Source organism: Roseateles saccharophilus (assembly GCF_031458095.1).
Classification (GTDB): domain Bacteria; phylum Pseudomonadota; class Gammaproteobacteria; order Burkholderiales; family Burkholderiaceae_C; genus Pelomonas; species Pelomonas saccharophila_A.
Genome location: NZ_JAVDXU010000001.1, coordinates 2,628,063 through 2,642,578, shown reverse-complemented (window position 1 = coordinate 2,642,578; position 14,516 = coordinate 2,628,063). Strand labels below are relative to the sequence as shown.

15 protein-coding genes are annotated in these 14,516 nt (G+C 67.2%); 3 read left to right on the top strand and 12 right to left on the bottom strand.

Going from position 1 to position 14,516, the window contains the following annotated elements; all coding sequences use genetic code 11:
- Nucleotides 1-94: 94 nt before the first annotated feature.
- Nucleotides 95-889, bottom strand: coding sequence for an AraC family transcriptional regulator (locus J2X20_RS12120; protein WP_310264866.1), 795 nt, complete (start codon nucleotides 887-889; stop codon nucleotides 95-97).
- Between the two features lie 11 nt (nucleotides 890-900).
- Here J2X20_RS12120 and J2X20_RS12115 point away from each other — a divergent pair, with 11 nt between their 5' ends.
- Nucleotides 901-2,097 carry a M24 family metallopeptidase gene (locus J2X20_RS12115; protein WP_310264863.1) on the top strand — a complete coding sequence of 399 codons (1,197 nt, stop codon included), beginning with the start codon at nucleotides 901-903 and terminating at the stop codon, nucleotides 2,095-2,097.
- 12 nt (nucleotides 2,098-2,109) lie between these two features.
- Here J2X20_RS12115 and J2X20_RS12110 read toward each other — a convergent pair whose 3' ends face one another.
- The 8 genes from J2X20_RS12110 to J2X20_RS12075 all read right to left on the bottom strand — a co-directional run bounded on the left by J2X20_RS12110 (nucleotide 2,110) and on the right by J2X20_RS12075 (nucleotide 9,860).
- The gene (locus J2X20_RS12110; protein WP_310264861.1) at nucleotides 2,110-3,048 is read right to left on the bottom strand and encodes a proline racemase family protein; all 939 of its coding nucleotides are present in this window, start codon (nucleotides 3,046-3,048) and stop codon (nucleotides 2,110-2,112) included.
- Nucleotides 3,049-3,175: 127 nt separating this feature from the next.
- Nucleotides 3,176-4,246: a DNA polymerase III subunit delta gene (gene holA / locus J2X20_RS12105; RefSeq protein WP_310264858.1), complete on the bottom strand. Its 1,071-nt coding sequence runs from the start codon at nucleotides 4,244-4,246 to the stop codon at nucleotides 3,176-3,178.
- Nucleotides 4,246-4,734 carry an LPS-assembly lipoprotein LptE gene (locus J2X20_RS12100; protein ID WP_310264857.1) on the bottom strand — a complete coding sequence of 163 codons (489 nt, stop codon included), beginning with the start codon at nucleotides 4,732-4,734 and terminating at the stop codon, nucleotides 4,246-4,248. Before J2X20_RS12100 ends, holA begins: the two co-directional genes overlap by 1 nt.
- On the bottom strand, nucleotides 4,734-7,364 hold the full coding sequence (gene leuS / locus J2X20_RS12095; protein ID WP_310264854.1) for a leucine--tRNA ligase: 2,631 nt from the start codon (nucleotides 7,362-7,364) through the stop codon (nucleotides 4,734-4,736). Before leuS ends, J2X20_RS12100 begins: the two co-directional genes overlap by 1 nt.
- A 118-nt stretch (nucleotides 7,365-7,482) precedes the next feature.
- A complete protein-coding gene (locus tag J2X20_RS12090) occupies nucleotides 7,483-7,908 on the bottom strand; it encodes an ExbD/TolR family protein (protein ID WP_310264851.1) in 426 nt (141 codons plus the stop codon).
- On the bottom strand, nucleotides 7,908-8,552 hold the full coding sequence (locus J2X20_RS12085; protein WP_310264848.1) for a MotA/TolQ/ExbB proton channel family protein: 645 nt from the start codon (nucleotides 8,550-8,552) through the stop codon (nucleotides 7,908-7,910). Before J2X20_RS12085 ends, J2X20_RS12090 begins: the two co-directional genes overlap by 1 nt.
- A 1-nt stretch (nucleotide 8,553) precedes the next feature.
- Nucleotides 8,554-9,294 (bottom strand): 4-hydroxy-tetrahydrodipicolinate reductase, encoded by a 741-nt coding sequence (dapB, locus tag J2X20_RS12080; protein ID WP_310264846.1) that lies wholly within the window; start codon nucleotides 9,292-9,294, stop codon nucleotides 8,554-8,556.
- Entirely contained in the window at nucleotides 9,291-9,860 is a 570-nt protein-coding gene (locus J2X20_RS12075; protein WP_310264844.1) for an outer membrane protein assembly factor BamE, read from the bottom strand. Before J2X20_RS12075 ends, dapB begins: the two co-directional genes overlap by 4 nt.
- A 113-nt stretch (nucleotides 9,861-9,973) precedes the next feature.
- Here J2X20_RS12075 and fur point away from each other — a divergent pair, with 113 nt between their 5' ends.
- On the top strand, nucleotides 9,974-10,417 hold the full coding sequence (fur, locus tag J2X20_RS12070) for a ferric iron uptake transcriptional regulator (RefSeq protein WP_310264842.1): 444 nt from the start codon (nucleotides 9,974-9,976) through the stop codon (nucleotides 10,415-10,417).
- A gap of 151 nt (nucleotides 10,418-10,568) precedes the next feature.
- Here fur and hprK read toward each other — a convergent pair whose 3' ends face one another.
- From hprK to hpf, 3 genes are all read right to left on the bottom strand, one after another.
- On the bottom strand, nucleotides 10,569-11,525 hold the full coding sequence (gene hprK / locus J2X20_RS12065) for an HPr(Ser) kinase/phosphatase (RefSeq protein WP_310264839.1): 957 nt from the start codon (nucleotides 11,523-11,525) through the stop codon (nucleotides 10,569-10,571).
- A 37-nt stretch (nucleotides 11,526-11,562) separates the two neighbouring features.
- Nucleotides 11,563-12,033, bottom strand: a complete 471-nt coding sequence (locus J2X20_RS12060) for a PTS sugar transporter subunit IIA (protein WP_056200063.1) — start codon at nucleotides 12,031-12,033, stop codon at nucleotides 11,563-11,565.
- A 260-nt stretch (nucleotides 12,034-12,293) separates the two neighbouring features.
- Nucleotides 12,294-12,635: a ribosome hibernation-promoting factor, HPF/YfiA family gene (gene hpf / locus J2X20_RS12055; RefSeq protein ID WP_056200061.1), complete on the bottom strand. Its 342-nt coding sequence runs from the start codon at nucleotides 12,633-12,635 to the stop codon at nucleotides 12,294-12,296.
- Between the two features lie 417 nt (nucleotides 12,636-13,052).
- Here hpf and corA point away from each other — a divergent pair, with 417 nt between their 5' ends.
- Nucleotides 13,053-14,042 (top strand): magnesium/cobalt transporter CorA, encoded by a 990-nt coding sequence (gene corA, locus J2X20_RS12050; protein WP_310264832.1) that lies wholly within the window; start codon nucleotides 13,053-13,055, stop codon nucleotides 14,040-14,042.
- Nucleotides 14,043-14,516: the final 474 nt, after the last annotated feature.

Here is a 14,516-nt window from a genome sequence, read left to right as displayed (position 1 = left end):
AAACTCGCTGGAGCCTCCCTCTCGGAGGGAGGCTGGAGGGAGCCCACCTCCTGCTAGAGCCCCTTCTTGGAGGGGGCTGGGGGGAGCTGGATGTTCAGCGCTCGCGCTTGGAGGGCGGCGGCGGCCGCTCTCCAAGTGCGTGGAGCTGGCGGTAGTGCGACGGTGTCAAACCGACTGCGGCCTTGAACTGCCGGGTGAAGGCGCTTTGGTCGGCATAGCCGCAATCCAGCGCCAGCTCGGCCATGCTGACGGCCTCAGGCGCAGCCAGCCGGGCCCGTGCCGCGTTCACGCGCACCTGCACCAGCATCTCGCGCGGCGTCAGCTGGAAGACACGGTGGAACATGCGCTCCACGCGGTCCGGGCTCAGCCCGGCCTCGCGCCCCAGTTCACCCAGTTGCAGCGGCTCGGCGAAGCGCGTGCGGATGCAGGCGGCGATGTGGGCGATGCACTGGTACTGCGGGTGGCTGTGGTCGGGCAGGCCGAGGTCGCGCGACAGGCCCGCCACGCCGGCCACGCGGCCCGCCGTGTCGCGGATGGGCAGCTTGTGCGTCAGGCACCAGCCGGCGCGCAGGTCCGGGTAGACATGCAGCTCCAGCTGGCGGTGCAGGGCCTGGCCGCTGGCCATGACCTGGCGGTCCTGGTCGAGGAAGGCCTCGCCCATGGTCGCCGGGAAGAGGTCGCGTGCGGTGCGGCCCAGCAGCTCCTCGCGGCCGCCCAAGCCGCAGCGCCGCCACAGGCTGCGGTTGGCGCTGCGGTAGCGGCCCGCACCGTCCTTGACGAAATACACCACGTCGTCGAGCGGCTCGAACAGATGCTCGAGCAGGCGCAGTGCGTCCTGCCCCAGGTAGGCCACTTCATCGAGCGTCAGCAGTTCGGCGGCTTCACTCATCCCACCACCCCATGGACAACATGACTTCCTTTGACGCGGCGCTGAGCGCCCTGGCCGACCTGCGCGCCGGCGTGCAGCCCATCCAGCCCGACGAATACCGCCAGCGGCTGCGGCGGCTGCAGGCGCTGCTGCGCGACCAAGGGCTGCAGGCCCTCTATCTGCATGCCGGCAGCTCGCTGCGCTATTTCATGGGCACGCCCTGGTATCCCAGCGAGCGCCTGCTCGGGGCGCTGGTGCCGGCCGAGGGCGAGGCGCTCTACATCGCCCCCGCTTTCGAGCGCGACGCGCTGATGGACCGCTGGGGGCTGCCCGCGCCGCTGCAGCTGTGGGACGAACATGAGGATCCGTGGGCGCTGCTGGCGCGGGTGACTCAGGCGCTGCCCTGCGGCGGCCACGGTCTCGCGCTGGACGGCAGTCTGCCCTTCAACTTCGCCTGGCGGCTGCAGCGGGCTGCGCCCAGCTGGCCGCTGGTGGACGGCAGCGACCTCATCGCCACGCTGCGCATGCGCAAGTCGGCCACGGAGATCGCGTTGCTGCAGCGGGCCTTCGACATGACGCTGTGCGTGCAGCAAGCGGCGCGCTCGGTGCTGCGCGCGGGCATGGACACGTGCGAGGTCGAGGACTTCATTGACCGGGCCCACAAGCGCATAGGCGGCGGCGGTTCGCGCTTTTGCATCGTGCTGTTCGGCCAGGCCACGAGCTATCCGCATGGGGTGAAGCACGCACAGACGCTGGCCGATGACGACGTGGTGCTGATCGACTGCGGCTGTTCCGTCGAGGGCTATGCCTCGGACCTGACGCGCACCTATGTGCACGGCCAGGCCGGCGCCGAAGTGAGGCGCATCTGGGCCATCGAACACGAGGCCCAGGCCGCGGCCTTTGCGGCGGCCCAGCTCGGTACGCCTTGCGAGGCCGTGGACGATGCGGCCCGCGCGGTGCTGGAGAGCCATGGCCTGGGACCGGGCTATGAGCTGCCCGGCCTGCCGCATCGCACCGGCCACGGTGTGGGCCTGGACCTTCATGAGCACCCGTATCTGGTGCGCGGCAACACCCAGCCGCTGGAGATCGGCATGTGCTGCAGCAACGAGCCCATGATCGTCGTGCCCGGCGCCTTCGGCGTGCGGCTGGAAGACCATTTCTACATGACGGGGCAGGGGCCGCGCTGGTTCACCCAGCCCAGCCTCAGCATTGATCGGCCGTTCGGCTGACATACCGTCGCCTCAGATGCCCCAGCTCATGGCATCCGCCGGGTCGAACACGACCCGGGCATCCAGCGTGACATGGGCGCGGCCACGGATGAAGGGGTGGATGCTGCCGTCCTCGGCGGGCTCGTAGCGCGCCTCGAACACCGAGCCGATCACCGACTCCTGGCGCCACACGGCGCCGGGGGCCAGCGCTCCGTCTGCCGCCAGGCAGGCCAGCTTGGCGCTGGTGCCGGTGCCGCAGGGCGAGCGGTCATAGGCCGCACCGGGGCAGAGCACGAAGTTGCGGCCGTCGTTGGCAGCGTCGGCCGGCGGGCCCAGCAGTTCGATGTGATCGATCTCCGCGCCGTCAGCGCCGGTGATGCCGGCCTGTTGCAAGGCCACGCGCAGCTTCAGCGCATAGGAGGTCAGTGGCTGCGTGCGATCCGACGTCAGCGCCTGGCCATGGTCACTGCAGAGAAAGAACCAGTTGCCACCCCAGGCGATGTCGCCATGCAAAGTCTGGCCGTCCTCGAACGTCACCGCCACCTGCCGCGCCAGGCGGTAGGACGGCACATTGGCCACCGTCACCGCACCGTCCTCGTGCAGCGTGGCCTGCACCGGGCCGACCGGTGTGGCCAAGCGTAGCGTGCCGGGTTCGATCAATCCGAGATGGCGCAGCGTCGCGACAACGCCGATGGTGCCGTGGCCGCACATGCCGAGGTAGCCGACGTTGTTGAAGAAGATCACGCCCCAATCGTCATTGGATTGGCGTGGCGGACATAGCCAAGCGCCCACCAGCACCTCGGAGCCGCGCGGCTCCAGGATCAGCGCGCGGCGCCAGGCGTCGTGCTCGTCGCGCAGCCGTGCCAGCCGCTCGGCCATGCTGCCGGAGCCGAGATCGGGCCCGCCGCTGACGAGCACGCGCGTGGGCTCGCCGCCGGTGTGGGAATCGATGATGTGCGCGCTGTCGTCCATGTCAGACTTGATTGGATCCAATGATTGGATCCAATATACAAGCATTGACACGTGCAATCACCCAGGCTGAATCCCAGGTGAGGAAAGTGAGGGTGGGGTTGGCGCCGGCGGCAGCCCGGTGTCTCAGTCAGCGCGCGGCCAGAACCGTGCCGCTCCTGCCGGTGGCGGTCTCGGCCAGCATCAAGGCCAGCCGCCGCAGCGCGGCCCAGGGGTCGCTGGGCCAGTCGGGGTGGCGCAGGCCCTTGACCAGGCCATCGCACACCTGCGCGGCCTGGACGAGGGCGCCGGCCTGGGCGCTGTCCAGACGCGGCGCAATGCGCTCGATGAGCCTCTCCTTGGCGCCCCAGACTCGCGCCTCGCGCATGGCCATGGGCAGCGGGCGGCCGGCGTCCAGCGCGGCGCGCACGCGGGCCAGGGCGCGTGCGTCCTCGGCGAGGTTCCAGTGCACCAGCACGGCGGCCTCGCCCTCGGCCTCCAGGCCGTCCAGCATGCGCAGGATGCGCGGCACGGCACCGGACAAGACAGCCTCGCTGAGCTTGAAGACGTCAAAGCGCGCCACGTCCAGCACGGCGGCTTCGATGTCGGCCAGGCTCAGTTCGCCCTTGGGGTGCAGCAGGGCGAGCTTCTGCAGTTCCTGGTGGGCCGCCAGCAGATTGCCCTCGACGCGGTCGGCGAAGAAGGCCAGGGCCTTCTGGCCGTCCTCGCCCTCGGGCACCGATTGCCCCTGGGCTTTCAGGCGCTGGGCCAGCCAGGCCGGCAGCAGGCGGCGCTCGATGGGCTCGACGCGCAGGGACACACCGTTGCCGTCCAGGGCCGTGAACCAGGCACTCGAGAGCTGGGTCTTGTCCAGACGCGGCAGGGTCACCAGGGTCAGCACGTCGTCGGGCGCGGCCTCGGCATAGCGTTGCAAGGCTTCGGAGCCGTCCTTGCCGGGCTTGCCGCTGGGAATGCGGATCTCGATGAACTGGCGCTCGGAGAACAGGCTCATGGCCTGGGCGGCGGCCATCACCGGGGCCCAGTCGAAATAGGCGCCCGCGACGGTGAAGATCTGTCTTTCGCCAAAGCCCTGGGCCTTGGCCGCGGCGCGGATCTGGTCGGCCGCCTCCTGGGCGAGCAGGGGCTCGTCGCCGTGCACGGTGTAGATGCGGGCCAGGCCCTTGCTCAGATGGGCGCTGAGGCCTTCGGCGCGCAGTTGCATCAGTTCTGCAGCCTGACGGCGGCCAGGCGGCGCATGACCTGGGCGATGGCGTCGGAATGCATGGCGCCGTAGAGGTTGGCGGCTTCCTGCTCCTTGGCCAGGGCGTCGGTCTCTGTGAAGTTCATGTCGCGGCTCAGGCGCAGCTCGACCTTGGGCACCAGCAGCTCACCGGCTGCGGTGCGGATCAAGTAGTCGAACTGCAGGCGCAGCGACCATTCGCGCACCTGGCCGACGCTGGTGGACGCGACGACGGTGCGGTCGCGGTATTCGCGCAGGGCTTCCAGCACGACCTGGGCGCGTGCCGGGTCCTCGACCAGTTGCACCGGCGTGCGCTTGATCTGGCGCTTCAGGCCGGCCGCCAGCGGTGACTCGGGCGGGAAGCCGGTCAGGGCCAGGGTCTGGAAGGACAGCACCGGCTCATGACGCAACTCGAAGCCGCAGCCGGTGAGGGCGGTCAGCCCGAGAAGTACTGCGCGACGCTGCATCATCAGACGACGATGTTGACCAGGCGACCGGGGACGATGACGACCTTCTTCGGCGCCTTGCCTTCGCCGAACTTGATGAACTCCGGATTGGCCAGGGCGGCAGCCTCGATGGCCGCCTTGTCGGCGGCGGCCGGCACCTTGACCGAGCCGCGCAGCTTGCCGTTGACCTGCAGCATCAGCTCGATCTCGTCCTGCACCAGGGCGGCCTCGTCGACCGTGGGCCAGGGCGCGTCGAGCAGGTCGCCGAGTTCGGCGGCGAAGCCGAGGTCCTGCCAGAGCTGGTGGGCGATGTGGGGCGTGGCCGGGTAGAGCACGCGCAGCAGCACCGAGAAGCCGTCGCGGATGGCGGCCGACTGGCCTTCGGCCTTGAAGCCTTCCAGCGCATTCAGCAGCTTCATCGCGCCGGAGACGACGGTGTTGTACTGCATGCGCTCGTAGTCGTAGCTGACCTGCTTGAGCACGTTGTGCACTTCGCGGCGCAAGGCCTTGCCGTCGCCGTTCAGCGCTGCAAAGTCAACGCCGCCAGTCTTGATCGCATCGGCATTGCGCGCGCCGAAGTTCCACACCCGCTTCAGGAAGCGGTGGGCGCCTTCGACAGCGGCGTCGTTCCACTCCAGCGTCTGCTCCGGCGGGCTGGCGAACATGACAAACAGGCGGGCCGTGTCGGCACCGTACTGGTTGATGAGGGCCTGCGGGTCCACGCCGTTGTTCTTGGACTTGGACATGGTCGTCATCTCGTACTCGAGCGGCGTGCCGTCCTTCTTCAGCCTGGCGCCGGTGATGCCGCCCTTGTCGTCGTGGATGACGTCGACTTCGTGGTCCCAGTAGTAGTCCTTGCCGCCGCCCTCGGGCTTGTGGAAGAAGGCGCCCTTGAGCACCATGCCCTGGGTCAGCAGCTTCTCGAAGGGCTCGCTGGCCTCGATGAGGCCGAGGTCACGCATGACCTTGGTCCAGAAGCGCGCATACAGCAGGTGCAGGATGGCGTGCTCGATGCCGCCGATGTACTGGTTCATCGGCATCCAGTACTTCGTGCCGTCCGCGACCATGGCCTGGTCGTTGGTCGGATCGCAGTAGCGCATGAAGTACCAGGACGAATCGACGAAGGTGTCCATCGTGTCCGTCTCGCGGCGCGCCGGCTTGCCGCACTTGGGGCAGCCGACGTTCAGGAAGCCGGCATGCTTGTTCAGCGGGTTGCCGCTGCCGTCGGGGATCAGGTCCTCGGGCAGCACGACGGGCAGGTCCTTCTCGGGCACCGGCACGACGCCGCAGTCATCGCAATGGATGATGGGGATGGGCGTGCCCCAGTAGCGCTGGCGGCTGACGCCCCAGTCGCGCAGGCGCCAGGTGGTCTTCTTCTCGCCCAGGCCCTTCTCGGCCATCAGCTCGGCGACCTTGTTGACGGCGTCGACATGGCCGAGGCCGTCGAGCACGCCGGAGTTGATGCAGCGGGCCTTGGACTTGTCGCCGTACCACTCTGCCCACTTCTTGTCGTCGTAGGCCTGGCCGTCGACGTCGATGACCTGCTTGATGGGCAGGCCGTACTTCAGCGCGAAGGCGAAGTCGCGCTCGTCATGCGCCGGCACGCCCATGACGGCGCCGTCGCCATAGCTCATCAGCACATAGTTGCCGACCCAGACTTCGACCTGGGCACCCGTGATGGGGTGGGTCACGAACAGCCCGGTCGGCACGCCCTTCTTGTCCTGTGTGGCCAGCTCGGCCTCGGTCGTGCCGCCGGCCTTGCATTCCTCGATGAAGGCGGCCACTTCGGGCTTGGTCTTGGCTGCAACGGTGGCGAGCGGGTGCTCGGGCGCGACGGCGCAGAAGGTCACGCCCATGATGGTGTCGGCGCGGGTCGTGAACACCCACAGGCGCCCGCCGCCGCCTTCGATGGAATGCGGGAAGGCGAAGCGCACGCCCTGGCTCTTGCCGATCCAGTTCTCCTGCATCAGGCGCACGCGCTCGGGCCAGCCGGACAGGTAGTTCGGGTCTTCGGGATTCGCGACGGCCGACAGCAGCTCCTCGGCGTACTGCGTGATCTTGAGGTAGTAGCCCGGGATCTCGCGCTTCTCGACCAGGGCGCCGGAGCGCCAGCCGCGGCCGTCGATGACCTGTTCGTTGGCCAGCACGGTCTGGTCCACCGGGTCCCAGTTGACGACCTGGGTGCGGCGCTCGGCGATGCCCTTTTCCAGCATCTTCAGGAACAGCCACTGGTTCCACTTGTAGTAACTGGGCTGGCAGGTCGCGACCTCGCGGCTCCAGTCGATGGCCAGGCCCATGGCCTGCATCTGGCCCTTCATGTGGGCGATGTTGGAGTAGGTCCACTGCGCCGGCGGCACCTTGCCCTTCATCGCGGCGTTTTCGGCCGGCAGGCCGAAGGCGTCCCAGCCCATGGGCATGAGGACGTTGAAGCCCTTCATGCGCAGCTGGCGGGCCAGCATGTCGTTGATCGTGTAGTTGCGCACATGGCCCATGTGCAGCTTGCCCGAGGGGTAGGGCAGCATGGAGCAGGCGTAGAAGTGCGGCTTGCTGGCGTCTTCAGTGACGCGGTAGGCGTCGCGCTCCGTCCAGTAGGCACGGGCGGCGGCTTCGATCTCGTTGGGGTTGTAGCTGGGCGCTTCGGTCTTGGCGTTCATACGCCAAATTGTAGGTGCCGGGTCGCAGTGCCCCCGAACCTGTCGCTGCGCGCCAGGCCCCCCGAGGGGGGTAAGAAATCTAGGGGCGGCCCGTCGATTTCTTGTGACGCCCTTTCGGTCAAGGCGCCGAAGCGGCCGCCTGCGCGACGAAGGCGATGCGATTGAGCCCGGCGGCCTGCACCCAGCCGATCAGCTCGGCCACCTGGCCGTAGGGCACGCTGCGGTCGGCGCGCAGTTGCACTTCCATCTGCGCGTTGGCGCGGCCGAGTTCCGAAATGCGTTTCTGGAAGGCTTCGGGCGCCAGTTCCTGCTCGCCCAGGTGCAGCTTGCCGTCCGGCGTGATGGCCACGGCGATGAAGCTGGGAGCGTCGCTGGGCGTCGCGGCATCCGTCTTGGGCAGGTCCAGGCGCAGCGAGGCCGTCATCAGCGGTGCGGTGATCATGAAGATGACCAACAGCACCAGCATGACGTCGATCAGCGGCGTCATGTTGATGTCGCTCATGGGCCGCGAGCCCTCGGGCTTTTCGAGGCGGCCGAACGCCATCAGTCGTGGTCCAGCAACTCGCGCAGATCGTGCGCGAAACCTTCCAGATCGGCCTCGCAGGCCGCCACCATCTTGCCGAAGACGTTGTAGGCCAGCACGGCGGGGATGGCGACCGCGAGGCCGGCGGCCGTCATGATCAGCGCCTCGCCGACCGGGCCGGAGATCTTCTCAATGGTGATGTTGCCGGCCGCCGAGATGCTGGCCAGCGCGTGGTAAATGCCCCAGACGGTGCCGAACAAGCCCACGAAGGGGGCCGTCGCGCCAATCGAGGCCAGCAGCACCTGGCCGAACTGCAGCTTGGCCAGCACGGCGTGCAGGGCGTCGCGCAGGCGGCGGGTCAGGCGGGAGTCGCGCTTGGCCGAGGCGTCCAGCGTCGCACCGCGGGTTTCGGCCGTGGCGGCGTCCAGCAGCGGCAGCAGCAGGCCTTCGGCGTCGAAGCTCTGCAGGGCGTTGCGGCCCTCGGGCACGCCGGCGGCGCTCCAGAAGGCCGGCACGGCGCGCACCAAGCCGCGGCGGGCGCGGCGCAGCAACCAGGTCTTCCACAGGATCAGCGCCCAGGCGCTGACCGACATGGCCAGCAACAGCAGTGCCACCGCGCGGCCGACCAGGTCGCTTTGGGCCCAGAAGTCCGCGAAGCCGCCCATCTCAGGCGAAACCCAGCACGTCGTTCATGCCGAACAGGCCGGCTTTCTTCTTGCCGCCCGCCAGGAAGCGCGCGCAACGCAGGCTGCCCTGGGCGTAGATGGTGCGGTTGGTCGCCTTGTGGCTGACCTCGATGCGCTCGCCGATGCCGGCGAACAGCACGGTGTGGTCGCCGATGATGTCGCCACCGCGCACGGTGGCGAAACCGATGGTGGACGGGTCACGCGCGCCGGTCACGCCTTCGCGGCCATAGACGGCGCATTCCTTGAGATCGCGGCCGACGGCCTGGGCGACGACCTGGCCCATCTGCAGGGCGGTGCCGCTGGGCGCATCCACCTTCATGCGGTGGTGGGCCTCGACGATCTCGATGTCATAGCCCTCGTTCAGCGCGCGGGCGGCCATGTCCAGCAGCTTGAGCACGACATTGACGCCGACGCTCATATTGGGCGCGAAGACGATGGCCGTGCGCTCGGCGAACCTGGCGATTTCGGCCTTCTGGGCTTCCTCGAAGCCGGTGGTGCCGACGACGGCCTTGACGCCCAGGTCGGCGCAGACGGCCAGATGGGCCAGCGTCGCCTCGGGGCGGGTGAAGTCGATCATGACGTCGGCGCCGGCCAGGCCCGCGCGGACGTCGTCGCCCTTGTCCAGCGTGACGTGCAGGGTGCAGTCGTCAGCGGCCTCGACCGCTTCGATGAGCATCTTGCCCATGCGCCCGGAGGCGCCCATGACGGCGACCTTGATCACGAGCCGGTCCCCGTCTTGGCGTCCAGCGGCGGATAGGTGCGGCCCGGCGCCGGGCCTTCGGCGGCGGCCGTCGGGGCGGCCTCGGCGCTTTTCTTGGGCGGCGGCAGGGCGCCACGCTCGGCCTCGCTCAGCTCCAGCTTGGGTTGCTTGCGGTCGGGCTTGAAGGTGTTGATGGCGGCGACGAAGTCGTTCTCGGCCGGCAGGTCGTCCGGTACCGTCAGCTCTTTCAGCTTGTCGCCGTCGAAGGTGGCGACGACGAGGCGCTGCTGGTAGGCCGTACCCTGGCGGCGGATGGTGAAGACATAGTCCCAGCGCGACTCGTGGAAGACGTCGGTCAGCAGCGGCGAGCCGAGCAGGTCGCGCACCTGGGCCTTGGGCATGCCAGGCTTGACGCGGGCGACCATCTCCTTGGTCAGCACATTGCCTTGCACGACTTCGACGCGGTAGGGCGTCACGAAGCCCAGCACCTTTTCACCGGTGACAGTGGGCAGGGAATCCCAGGTGGGGAGATAGGAGCAGCCGCCGAGCAGCGCAAGCAGCGGGAGAGAGGCAAGCAGGGGACGCATCGGGCGGCTGGCTGGAGGGCGGCAAGGGGACGGGAAGCGCCGGCCGAAAGCTCGGCTGGCTATGATCGGGCGGATTCTAGCGGGGCCCTTTCCGGCCTCCCTGCCTGCCCGCCATGCCCAGCACCTCCCCCAAGAACCAGACCAGCGACATCAAGAACAGCGGCCTCAAGGCGACGCTGCCGCGCATCAAGATCCTGGAGATCTTCCAGCGCGCGCAGCAGCGACACATGACCGCCGAAGATGTTTACAAGGCTTTGCTCGGCGAAGGCGCCGACATCGGCCTGGCGACGGTCTACCGGGTGCTGCAGCAGTTCGAACAGGCGGGCCTGTTGAGTCGCAACCATTTCGAGACCGGCAAGGCCGTCTACGAGCTCAACGAGGGGCATCACCACGACCACCTCGTCTGCCTGAACTGCGGCAAGGTCGAGGAGTTCTTCGATCCCGGCATCGAGGAGCGCCAGCACGCCATTGCGAGCCAGCGCGGCTTCCAGTTGCAGGAGCACTCGCTGGCGCTCTATGCCACCTGCACCAAGACAGACTGCCCCAACAAGAGCTGACGACAGCTCCCGCGGGCCGAGCGCCGGGCCGCTCCCTAGCCGGCCCGCCTTGGGCGATGTGCTTGCAGCTTGATGCCGCAAGCATCGTCGTCCCCTCGGGGGACCGACCAGACGCGCTCGCGTTCAGCGACGCGAGGCTGGGCGAGGGGCTTCAATCCAGCGAGCCGTTGTCGATGGCGCGCTGGTGGCGCTCGACGAATTCCTTGTAGGTGTCGATACCGCGCAGCTGCAGGATGGTGTTGCGCACGGCGGCTTCCACCAGCACGGCGAGGTTGCGGCCGGCATCCACCGCAATGACGACCTTGCGCACCGGCATGCCCAGCACGTCCTCGTACAGGGGCTCGTAGGGCAGGCGCTCGAAGTCGCGCTCCATCGTCTCCTTGCGCACCAGATGCACGATGAGCTTCAAGCGCATCTTGCGGCGCACGGCGGTCTCGCCAAAGATGGACTTGATGTCCAGCAGGCCGATGCCCCGCACTTCGAGCAGATTCAGCAGCAGCTCGGGGCAGCGGCCCTCGATGGCGGTCTGGGCGATGCGGAAGAAGTCGACGGCGTCGTCGGCCACCAGGCCGTGGCCGCGCGAGATCAGCTCCAGGCCGAGTTCGCTCTTGCCCAGGCCCGATTCGCCGGTCAGCAGCACGCCCAGGCCCAGGATGTCCATGAAGACGCCGTGGCGGGTAGTGCGGTTGGCGAACAGCTGGGACAGATACCCACGCACCAGGTCGATGACATGGCCGGCGGACTCGTTGGTGCGGAACAGCGGGATCTCGGCGCGGTCGCACATGGCGACCAGGCGCGGCGGCGGCACGGTGTCGTCGGCCACGATGATGACCGGCGGCTCCAGTGTGACGATGCGCGAGATGCGCCGATCCTGGACCTCAGTGCCTTCCTGGCTCAGATAGGCCACCTCGCGGCGGCCGACGATCTGCACCCGGTAGGGGTGGATGTAGTTCAGGTAGCCGACCAGGTCGGCCGCGCTCTGGGCGTCGCGCACGGCGGCTTCGTCGAAGCGGCGCTCGGGATGGGCGTGGCCGGCGATCCACTCCCAGCGCAGGGCTTCGCGGTGCTCTTCAAACAGCCGCTCGGCGCTGATCGAGGTGGGTTTCAAGTCGTCTCAGGGTAAACGCGAAGCGGCGATTGGCGGCTCAAGCGACGGACTTCAGCGGCTCCCAGGCCGCGATCAGCTTGTGCAGGGTGGCGGCGTCCGGTTCGGCCTTGAGCTGCTCGCGCAGTTCGCGGTCGGACAGCATCTCGGCAATCTCGGACAGGATTTCCAGATGCCGCTGGGTGGCGGCTTCCGGCACCAGCAGGAAGATCAGCAGGCCGACGGGCTCGTCGTCCGGTGCATCGAAGCCGATGGGCTGGGCCAGGCGCAGCACGGCGGCCAGCGGGTTCTTCAGGCCTTTGACGCGGCCATGCGGGATGGCGACGCCATGACCCAGGCCGGTCGAGCCCAGGCGCTCGCGGGCAAACAGGTTGTCGGTGACCAGGGCGCGGCCCATCTGATGATGGTTTTCGAACAGCAGACCTGCGTGTTCAAAGGCGCGCTTCTTGCTAGACGCATCCACATTCACCAACACGTTGTCGGCGGGCAGGATGGCGGCGAGACGGTTCATGGGTTGAGGCCAAGCGTCGGGGGCGCTTCTTGAGCGCGGCCGCTACCGGGCGTGTGGGTCAATCAGAGCACCAGATTATGGAACCCCGGGCGGTTTTGGGGTGGGCGGCAGACCCTAGACCCGTGGAAAACGCCTCTGCACACCCATGAATGCGGGTTTTTGCGGCACTGCAGCAACAACCGATTGCCGCTGACTGCCACGGATTGCACATGGCAAAAACAAAAGCGGCCCGAAGGCCGCCGTGAGATGAGCCAGGTGCTTCAGCGTGCGGGCACCTCGAGGCGCTTGGCCGAGGCGTGGTGGTGATCCTGCACCTTGTCCTTGTGGCGGCAGACCTGGCGATCCAGCTTGTCCATCAGTTGATCAATGGCGGCGTACAGGTCTTCGTGGGACTGCTCGACAAAGATGTCGCGGCCCTTCACGTGCAGCGTGACTTCGGCGCGCTGGCGGCGTTCCTTCTCCTTTTGCTTCTCTACGGTCAACAGGACGTTGATATCAACAACCTGGTCGAAGTGGCGGGTCACACGGTCCAGCTTGGTTAGCACGTACTCGCGCAGAGCCGGGGTGACTTCGAGATGATGGCCACTGATCGTCAGATTCATAAAGCCTCCTTTCAGAGGGATGGGACGGAAAACAAACCAGAAAACTGAGACGAAAGGGGGAGGAGGGAGGAGGGGTCTTTCGGGTAGCGGAGGTGGGTGGGAGTGGGGAAATCGACGAGTCCAGTTTGCTCGCGAAGCCGCGGCGTGACAAGGGGATGACGGTGACCGTTTGTCGGCTGAAGGGCCTCGTTTTCGCGGCTTCTTTCACGCCTTGCACGGGTGCAATAATCCTCGGCTATTCCCCCTACGGAGAGCTTCTTGGACAGCGATCACCCTCGGTGACCGTCCACTCCCGCCCGGCCGTTTTGCAAGGCCGCGCCCGCCCGGAGTGAGACGGTTGACTGAATCCCGCCACCCCGGACGGCGCCAGCCGTCGTCCCTGATGCCAGTCTGGCCAGCGCTGCCAGGAGACGATGCATGCTGAATGTGTTCACGCTGGACAATGGGCGCCTCAAGGGCGGCCTGTTCCAGGAAGAAATCGAAACCGCCGAGGACCTGGCCCAGTCGCGTCCGGTCTGGGTGGACCTGGAGAGCCCGAGCGCCGAGGAAAAGGGCTGGATCCGCGACCGCTTCGGCCTGACCATCCCCGAGGACATCGTCGACGAGGACCTGGAGGAATCGGCGCGCTTCTATGAGGAAGACAACGGCGAGCTGCACATCCGCTCCGACTTCCTCATCGAAGGCGACGAGGGCCCGGATGGCAAGCCGGCGCGCAATGTGCGCGTGGCCTTCATCCTCTTCAACAACGTGCTGTTCTCCATCCACAACGAGGACCTGCCGGTGTTCCGCCTGCTGCGCCTGCGCGCGCGGCGCATCCCGGCCCTGATCGAGGATGCCAAGGACGTGCTGCTCAAGCTCTACGACGCCGACGCCGAATACTCGGCCGACGTGCTGGAAGGCATCTACGACAAGCTCGAGGCCGTCAGCGCCCGCGTGCTGAAGAGCGACGTGACCGACGCCGAGGCCGGCGAAGTGCTGTCGGCCATCGCCCGCGAGGAAGACTTGAACGGCCGCATCCGCCGCAACGTCATGGACACGCGCCGCGCCGTCAGTTTCATGATGCGCAGCCGCATGCTGAACGCCGAGCAGTTCGAGGAGTCGCGCCAGATCCTGCGCGACATCGACTCGCTCGACTCGCACACGGCCTTCCTGTTCGACAAGATCAACTTCCTGATGGACGCCACCGTCGGCTTCATCAACATCAACCAGAACAAGATCATCAAGATCTTCTCGGTGGCCAGCGTCGCCCTGCTGCCGCCGACGCTGATCGCGTCCATCTACGGCATGAACTTCAAGAACATGCCCGAGCTGGAGGCGCCCTGGGGCTATCCCTTCGCGCTGGTGCTGATGCTGCTGTCGGTTGCCGCTCCCTTCATCTACTTCCGCCGCAAGGGATGGCTGAAGTAGTCCCTCTGGACCGGTCATGAAAAAGGCCCGCGTCGTGAGGACGCGGGCCTTGGTCATAAAAGCGGTCGCTGCAACGCCTCGAAGCCAACGAGGGAGGGAGGGAGGAGGAGGAGAACGGCTTGCGAGATTGCTGCTCTGAACTCAGAGAGGTTGCACGACCTAAATTCCTGGTTGAGGTGACAGTGCGATATCGAGCGAGGCTCGGGTTTTCACCGTGTGTGTAGCTTGAGAAGTGGGTGCGGGGCGCGGAATTCCAAGGGTCTGTACCGGGTTCCTGTGACGATTGTTGTCGCCAGCATTCCTTGTTCCGGTCTCCGCTTCACCCCCTGGCCGGGATTGCAAACAGTTGCGAAAGCCTAGGCAGTGGCTGGCAGAATTTCCAGGCCTGTCAATGTTTTGTCTTGTGCAGATGCGGCCCTCAGCTCATTTCAGGCCCGGCGCTTGCGCCTTGACGCAGCTTTGTCCAAGGCGGCC

Bases quoted from the DNA above. Each gene is read 5' to 3' on its own strand.
- hpf (WP_056200061.1), bottom strand. From the start codon at position 12,635: ATGAATCTGACGATCAGTGGCCATCATCTCGAAGTCACCCCGGCTCTG.
- fur (WP_310264842.1), top strand. From the start codon at position 9,974: ATGCCCAGCACCTCCCCCAAGAACCAGACCAGCGACATCAAGAACAGC.
- corA (WP_310264832.1), top strand. From the start codon at position 13,053: ATGCTGAATGTGTTCACGCTGGACAATGGGCGCCTCAAGGGCGGCCTG.
- J2X20_RS12110 (WP_310264861.1), bottom strand. From the start codon at position 3,048: ATGGACGACAGCGCGCACATCATCGATTCCCACACCGGCGGCGAGCCC.
- holA (WP_310264858.1), bottom strand. From the start codon at position 4,246: ATGCAACTGCGCGCCGAAGGCCTCAGCGCCCATCTGAGCAAGGGCCTG.
- J2X20_RS12090 (WP_310264851.1), bottom strand. From the start codon at position 7,908: ATGGCGTTCGGCCGCCTCGAAAAGCCCGAGGGCTCGCGGCCCATGAGC.
- leuS (WP_310264854.1), bottom strand. From the start codon at position 7,364: ATGAACGCCAAGACCGAAGCGCCCAGCTACAACCCCAACGAGATCGAA.
- J2X20_RS12060 (WP_056200063.1), bottom strand. From the start codon at position 12,033: ATGAACCGTCTCGCCGCCATCCTGCCCGCCGACAACGTGTTGGTGAAT.
- J2X20_RS12100 (WP_310264857.1), bottom strand. From the start codon at position 4,734: ATGATGCAGCGTCGCGCAGTACTTCTCGGGCTGACCGCCCTCACCGGC.
- J2X20_RS12085 (WP_310264848.1), bottom strand. From the start codon at position 8,552: ATGGGCGGCTTCGCGGACTTCTGGGCCCAAAGCGACCTGGTCGGCCGC.
- J2X20_RS12075 (WP_310264844.1), bottom strand. From the start codon at position 9,860: ATGCGTCCCCTGCTTGCCTCTCTCCCGCTGCTTGCGCTGCTCGGCGGC.
- J2X20_RS12120 (WP_310264866.1), bottom strand. From the start codon at position 889: ATGAGTGAAGCCGCCGAACTGCTGACGCTCGATGAAGTGGCCTACCTG.
- J2X20_RS12115 (WP_310264863.1), top strand. From the start codon at position 901: ATGGACAACATGACTTCCTTTGACGCGGCGCTGAGCGCCCTGGCCGAC.